This window comes from Phytobacter massiliensis JC163, assembly GCF_000321045.1.
Taxonomy (GTDB): domain Bacteria; phylum Pseudomonadota; class Gammaproteobacteria; order Enterobacterales; family Enterobacteriaceae; genus Phytobacter_A; species Phytobacter_A massiliensis.
Window position 1 is genome coordinate 1,097,306 of the sequence record NZ_HE578945.1, and the last position, 6,180, is coordinate 1,103,485.

The window sequence follows — 6,180 nt, forward strand, 5'->3', positions numbered from 1 at the left end:
CCGTCGCTTCGCTATCGACTTTGTCGGCGGCGACCTGAAAGCCGCCGCGCCGAAGGGCATCGAGCCGGTTATTACCCTCTCCAGCGGCGAGGCGAAGCAGGTCGAAATACTCTATGTCGAACCGTTTGACGGCTATCGCATTCTGTTTGACTGGTATCCCACCTCTGATTCCGTCGACCCGGTAGAAATGCGTATGTTCCTGCGCTGTCAGGGCGACGCGGTGAGCGAAACCTGGCTTTATCAGTATTTTCCGCCCGCCGCGGATAAACGTAACTACGTTGACGACCGCATCATGCGTTGATCATTCTCCCCCCGTCACCGGGGGGATTTAAGGAGATTACATGCCCGACAGCGATACGCTTATTGCGGTGAACGACCATCTGGCGCTGCATGCCGTTGACGAACACTTTGTTCACGACCTGCATCAGCTGATTGTGAAAAACCGGGAGTGGTTGCAGCAGTTTCTCGACTGGCCGCAGTATGTGCGCTCGGTTGAACAGACGCGCCAGACGGCGCAGAGCAATATGCTGCTGCATCAGCGCGGCTATGCGAAAATGTTTATGATCCTTGAGGATAACGTGCTGATTGGCGTGCTCTCGTTTAACGCCATCGAGCCCGCCAATAAAACAGGCTATATCGGCTACTGGCTGGATCAGGAGCGGCAGGGAAAGGGGATTATTACCGCCTGTCTGCAGGCGTTTATCCACTTCTACGCCGCGCAGGGCAATGTTCGCCGTTTCGTGATTAAATGCCGGGTGGCCAACGAAGCGAGCAATCAGGTTGCGCTGCGTAACGGCTTTACGCTGGAAGGATGTCTGCGGCAGGCCGAGTATCTGAACGGCGTATTTTACGATCAGAATATCTACGGCCTGATAATCGACGATTCACAGCAGCCCGGCTAACGGCGTGCGGGTGATATGCTGCCCGCCGTTAATGACCTTTCGCCCGCGCAGCAAAATACTTTCCCCTTCGGCGGCTTCAATCACCGCGTCGTCGGTCACCTCTATATGATGCTCGATCAGCACATTCCCTTTAATACGGGCGTTGCCCTGAACGACCACATCCTCATCAAGCAGCACCGGGCCGCCCTGCAACCACGCATTGCCGCCCACCAGCACATGATGTTTGAGCAGACAGTTGCCTTCTACCACCGCATTTTCCGCCACCTGCGAACTGTAGCGCAGGGTAGGGATGGCATCTTCTTCCATGCCGGCTACGACGCGTGCTTTACCATAGACTTTCGCGCAGTCGCAGACCCAGACATCATTGACTTCGTTTCCCTCAAGCAGGGCAAAATCGAAGACCTCGGCGCGGTGCTCAATAAACGCATGCCTAACAATAGCGTCGCCGTAAATTTGCGCCTGATGAACCACCCGCGAACAGCTGACGGTGGCCCGATCGTAAATGCGTAAGGACTGCCTCTCATCCTGAGTTAGCCCTTTGGCGGCGATGATTTCACAGCCCTGGAGTACGCGCGCGTCACCGTAGATCTGGCAGCCGCCCCGTACAATCGAGGCCTGAACCGTGACGTTGTCACGCAAGCGCGCGCCGTGGCTGATTTGCGCGGCATCCACCCAGGCGTTATCCCGGATCTCGACATCGTGACAAATTACGCAGGGCTGGGTAATACGCGCATCGTCACGCACTACGCTGCCCGCGAAGACCATACTGTTCACGTCGTAAATCCAGCAGTTGCCCGCCTGCGCGAGAACACTTTCATCATCTACCCAGCCGCCAGCCGTTCCGGCGGCGACATCGCTAAAGTCCGTCAGCGCAATAATCTGCCGCAGGGTGACCATCTTCTTTTCGCCGTTCATTTGATAGCTAAACGCCCGGCGCTCTTCACTGAGTCGGTATTTATTCATTGTGCTCTTCCGCTATTTCCCCACGATAACCGTAGCAAATTTTGCGATACTGGCTATTCAGGATGAAAAATCATAACATGCATGAAAAATGCAACATTGTATTACGCCAGTGATACCGGCGTAGAGAGGATGAATAATGACCACGTTTGATGAAAACTATTTTACTGAGAAATACGGACTGACCCGCACCCATTCAGATGTTATCCATGCAATGCAGTATGTAAAACCTGGAAAGACCCTCGATCTGGGCTGTGGCAGTGGCCGTAACAGCCTCTACCTGGCCGCTAACGGTTTTGACGTGACCGCATGGGATAAAAATGCTATGAGCGTGGCGAATATTGAAAAAATTCGCGAGGGTGAAGGGCTGAACAACCTGCAAACTGCCGTTGTGGATCTCAATACGCTCACCTTTGACGGCGAGTATGATTTTATTCTTTCAACCGTGGTGATGATGTTCCTTGAGCCGCAAACCATACCGGGGCTTATTGCTAACATGCAGCGCTGCACCCGGCCTGGCGGCTATAACCTGATTGTCGCGGCGATGGATACTGACGATTTCCCCTGTAACGTTGGCTTCCCGTTCGCCTTTAAACAAGGGGAGCTGAGTGACTATTACGCAGGCTGGGAGCTTATGAAATATAACGAAGACGTCGGTGAGCTTCACCGCACCGACGCCAACGGTAACCGCATCAAACTGCGTTTTGCCACGCTGCTGGCACGAAAAGTCTAACGCGCCGCCAGCAGGCAGAGCTGCAACGCCACCTTATAAGACGCCGCAAAAGATTTCAGCGGCAAAAACTCAAACGGCGAGTGAAAGTTGTGCGCGCCGGTGAAAAAGTTGGGGGTAAGCAGCCCCCTTGCAGAGAGCGCCGCGCCATCCGTCCCGCCGCGCATCGGGGTGGGTTTTGGGGTAATGCCCAACGTTTCCATCGCCTCGAACAGCAAATCAATAGCCCGGCGATCTTCACCGATGGCGTTGCTTATGTTGCTGTAGGTATCCTCAATAGTGAAGGTGACGTTTGCGGTAGGGTATTGGGCGGCAATGGCCGTCGCGACATCAGCAATCTGCTGCTTGCGCCGCTCAAAGCTGGCCTTGTCGAAATCGCGGATGCTGGCGCTCAGGCGGGCATGGCCCTGGACCGCGTCCATACCGTTAAACCAGATGTAGCCTTCGCGCCCCTCGGTATGCTCCGGCGTTTGCTGGCGGTCAAACTGATTGATGTAATCCATTGCCATCAGCAGCGGGTTGACCAGCACCCCTTTGGCTGACATCGGGTGTGCGGTAACGCCGGTAAAGTTAATGGTCGCCGAGGCGGCATTAAAGTTCTCAAAGACAATCTCGCCTTTTTCGCAGCAGTCGATAGTCCACGCGAAATCAACATCAAAACGCGCCGGATCCAGCGCTTTCGCGCCGCGCAGCCCGACTTCTTCATCCGGCACAAACGCAACCACAATATCGCCATGCCGTTGGTCAGCGGTGAGATTTTCCAGCAGGGTCATTACCACCGTCACGGCAGCTTTATTGTCGGCGCCCAGCACGCTGGTGCCGTCGCTGAAAATGATCTCCTCCCCTGGATAGGCTTTGATCTCCGGGTGTTCAGATACCCGCAGCCAGATATCCTTCTCACGGTTAAGACAGAGATCTTCGCCTTCGAATCGCAATATTTGTGGATGAATATCCGGTGACAATCCCACGTCTACGGTATCGATATGGGTAATAAAACCGACGCGCGGCGCGCCCGGCACTGTGCCTTTTTTCACCGCGGTTACCGTAGCATGATCGTCAAGCTGAATCTGCTCCAGACCTAGCGTTTCCAGCTCCTGCGCCAGGGCGCGCGCCATCTCGAACTGGCCGGGGGTGGTGGGGAGCGTGGTGGCCGCGGCGTCGCTCTGACTGGTGATAGCGAGATAGCGGAAAAAGCGTTGCGTTAATTGACTGGCGAGAGGCGCTGTCATAGTGATTCCTTCTTTATTTGTCTTATCAGGTGCTTGCAATGTCACTTTAATGTTATTTATGAGAGCGCAAACAACAAGCACTTTTTGGCGCATGGAACGACACTAAAAGGAAACGATATGGCACATAAACAGACAACATTTGCGGTGGCGTTGCTGGCTCTGGCGGTCAGCTCCTCAGCAGCGGCAAAGACGCTGGTCTTCTGTTCCGAAGGATCGCCGGAGAATTTCAACCCGCAACTTTACACCTCGGGAACCAGCGTGGACGCCAGCGCCGTACCGGTTTATAACCGGCTGGTAGACTTTAAAGTGGGCACCACGGAGCTGCAGCCGAGCCTGGCAGAGAGCTGGGACGTGAGCGAAGACGGCAAGGTCTACACCTTCCATCTGCGCAAAGGGGTGAAGTTCCAGAACAATAAATATTTCACGCCAACCCGCGATTTCAACGCTGATGACGTGATCTTCTCGTTTATGCGCCAGAAAGACCCTAATCACCCGTATCACAATGTCTCTAACGGTAACTACTCTAACTTTGAGAGCCTGGAGTTTGGTAAATTAATTACCGCCATCGACAAAGTGGACGATCACACCGTGCGCTTCACCCTGGCGCACCCGGAAGCGCCCTTTGTCGCCGACCTGGGGTGGTATTTCGCCTCTATCCTCTCTGCCGAATATGCTGATGCGATGCTGAAAGCGGGCACGCCAGAGCGGGTGGATATGGACCCGGTAGGCACCGGGCCGTTTAAGCTGACCCAGTATCAGAAGGACGCGCGCATCCTCTTTACCGCGTTCCCGGACTACTGGCAGGGTAAAGCGAAAATCGACCGCCTGGTGTTCAGCATCACCCCGGATGCCTCCGTGCGCCTCGCCAAGCTGGAAAAGAATGAGTGCCAGGTCTATCCCTTCCCCAATCCGGCAGACCTGCCGCGGCTCAAAGCGAACAAAGACATCAATCTGATGAGTAAAGCGGGGCTGAACACCGGTTTTCTGGCGTTCAACACGCAAAAAGCGCCGCTGGATAACGTGAAAGTTCGCCAGGCGCTGGCGATGGCGATCAATAAGCCCGCCATCATCAAGGCGGTATTCCAGGGGACAGGCACCGAAGCGAAAAACCTGTTGCCGCCGGGAGTATGGAGCGCCGACAGCACCCTGCAGGATTACGCTTATGACCCGGAAAAGGCAAAAGCGCTGCTGAAGGAGGCTGGCGTGGCGGAGGGTACAACCATCGATTTATGGGCGATGCCAGTGCAGCGCCCCTATAATCCGAACGCCAAGCGGATGGCCGAAATGATCCAGGCCGACTGGGCGAAGGTGGGCGTAAATGCCAAAGTCGTTACCTATGAGTGGGGCGAGTACCTGAAACGGGTAAAAGATGGCGAGCATCAGGCGGCGCTGATGGGCTGGACAACAGCCACCGGCGACCCGGATAACTTCTTTGGCCCGTTATTTACCTGCCAGTCCGCCGACGGCGGTTCGAATTCGGCGAAATGGTGCTATAAGCCATTTGACGACATTATCGCCGAGGCGAAATCTATTACCGACCATGATAAACGCGTCAGCCTGTATAAAGAGGCCCAGCAGATGATGCATGACCAGATGCCAGCGGTAATGATTGCCCATTCGACAATATTCGAACCCGTGCGTAAAGAGGTGCAGGGTTACGAGATCGACCCCTTCGGAAAACATATTTTTTACCAGGTAGACAGCAGTAAATAAGCCTGGACGCCGGTGCGGGGAAAGCCGCACCGGCATGATTTACTTTACTTAGCCCTTTGTATTTTCTGAATTTGACAGCCGCCGCTTTTTTACTTCAACATGAGCGTCGGCAGTTTGCTATAACTTTCATTGCGTCTACATACACAAAGGGATCTTTCATGCGTACTGTATTTAAAGTTGCGGTGCTGACAGGCCTGCTTACGTTAGCTGGCTGTGCATCTAAAGTTACCGAACCGGAAAAATATTCTGGCTTTTTAAAGGATTATTCCGGTCTGCAACAAACCACGTCTGCCAGCGGTAAGCCCGTGCTGCGTTGGGTCGATCCTTCCTTCGACCAGAGCAAATACGACAGCATTGTTTACCATCCGGTCACCTATTATCCGGTGGCGAAACCCACCAGTCAGGTCAGCCAGAAAACCCTGGACGGCATCCTGAACTACACCAACACCAAACTGAAAGCCGCAGCGGCGCAGCGTAAACCGCTGGTGACCTCTCCTGGCGCGCGCAGCCTGATTTTCCGTGGCGCGATCACCGGCGTGGACAGCAGCAAAGAAGGGCTGCAGTTCTATGAAGTGATCCCGGTAGCGATGGTGGTTGCAGGTACGCAGATGGCGACCGGCCACCGCACCATGGACACCGATCTCTA

General features: G+C 54.7%; 7 protein-coding genes. 5 read left to right on the forward strand and 2 right to left on the reverse strand.

The window, feature by feature from the left end:
- Together ENTHG_RS05405 and rimL are read left to right on the forward strand one after the other, a co-directional pair.
- The coding region (locus ENTHG_RS05405) for a glucan biosynthesis protein (protein ID WP_044175475.1) at nt 1-301 on the forward strand (301 nt) is incomplete at its 5' end.
- Between the two features lie 40 nt (nt 302-341).
- Nucleotides 342-902: a 50S ribosomal protein L7/L12-serine acetyltransferase gene (gene rimL / locus ENTHG_RS05410; protein ID WP_044175477.1), complete on the forward strand. Its 561-nt coding sequence runs from the start codon at nt 342-344 to the stop codon at nt 900-902.
- Here rimL and ydcK read toward each other — a convergent pair.
- Nucleotides 885-1,865, reverse strand: a complete 981-nt coding sequence (ydcK, locus tag ENTHG_RS05415; protein WP_044175481.1) for a YdcK family protein — start codon at nt 1,863-1,865, stop codon at nt 885-887. The genes rimL and ydcK overlap by 18 nt on opposite strands.
- Nucleotides 1,866-2,001: 136 nt before the next feature.
- Between ydcK and tehB the strand changes: the two genes are divergently transcribed.
- Nucleotides 2,002-2,595, forward strand: coding sequence for a tellurite resistance methyltransferase TehB (gene tehB / locus ENTHG_RS05420; RefSeq protein WP_044175486.1), 594 nt, complete (start codon nt 2,002-2,004; stop codon nt 2,593-2,595).
- Here tehB and pepT read toward each other — a convergent pair.
- Nucleotides 2,592-3,821 (reverse strand): peptidase T, encoded by a 1,230-nt coding sequence (gene pepT / locus ENTHG_RS05425; RefSeq protein WP_044175487.1) that lies wholly within the window; start codon nt 3,819-3,821, stop codon nt 2,592-2,594. The two genes, tehB and pepT, sit on opposite strands and share 4 nt — an antisense overlap.
- A 117-nt stretch (nt 3,822-3,938) precedes the next feature.
- On the opposite strand from pepT, the gene ENTHG_RS05430 reads away from it, so the two are divergent.
- Entirely contained in the window at nt 3,939-5,534 is a 1,596-nt protein-coding gene (locus ENTHG_RS05430) for an ABC transporter substrate-binding protein (RefSeq protein ID WP_044175489.1), read from the forward strand.
- A 158-nt stretch (nt 5,535-5,692) separates the two neighbouring features.
- The coding region (locus tag ENTHG_RS05435) for a DUF3313 domain-containing protein (RefSeq protein WP_044175490.1) at nt 5,693-6,180 on the forward strand (488 nt) is incomplete at its 3' end.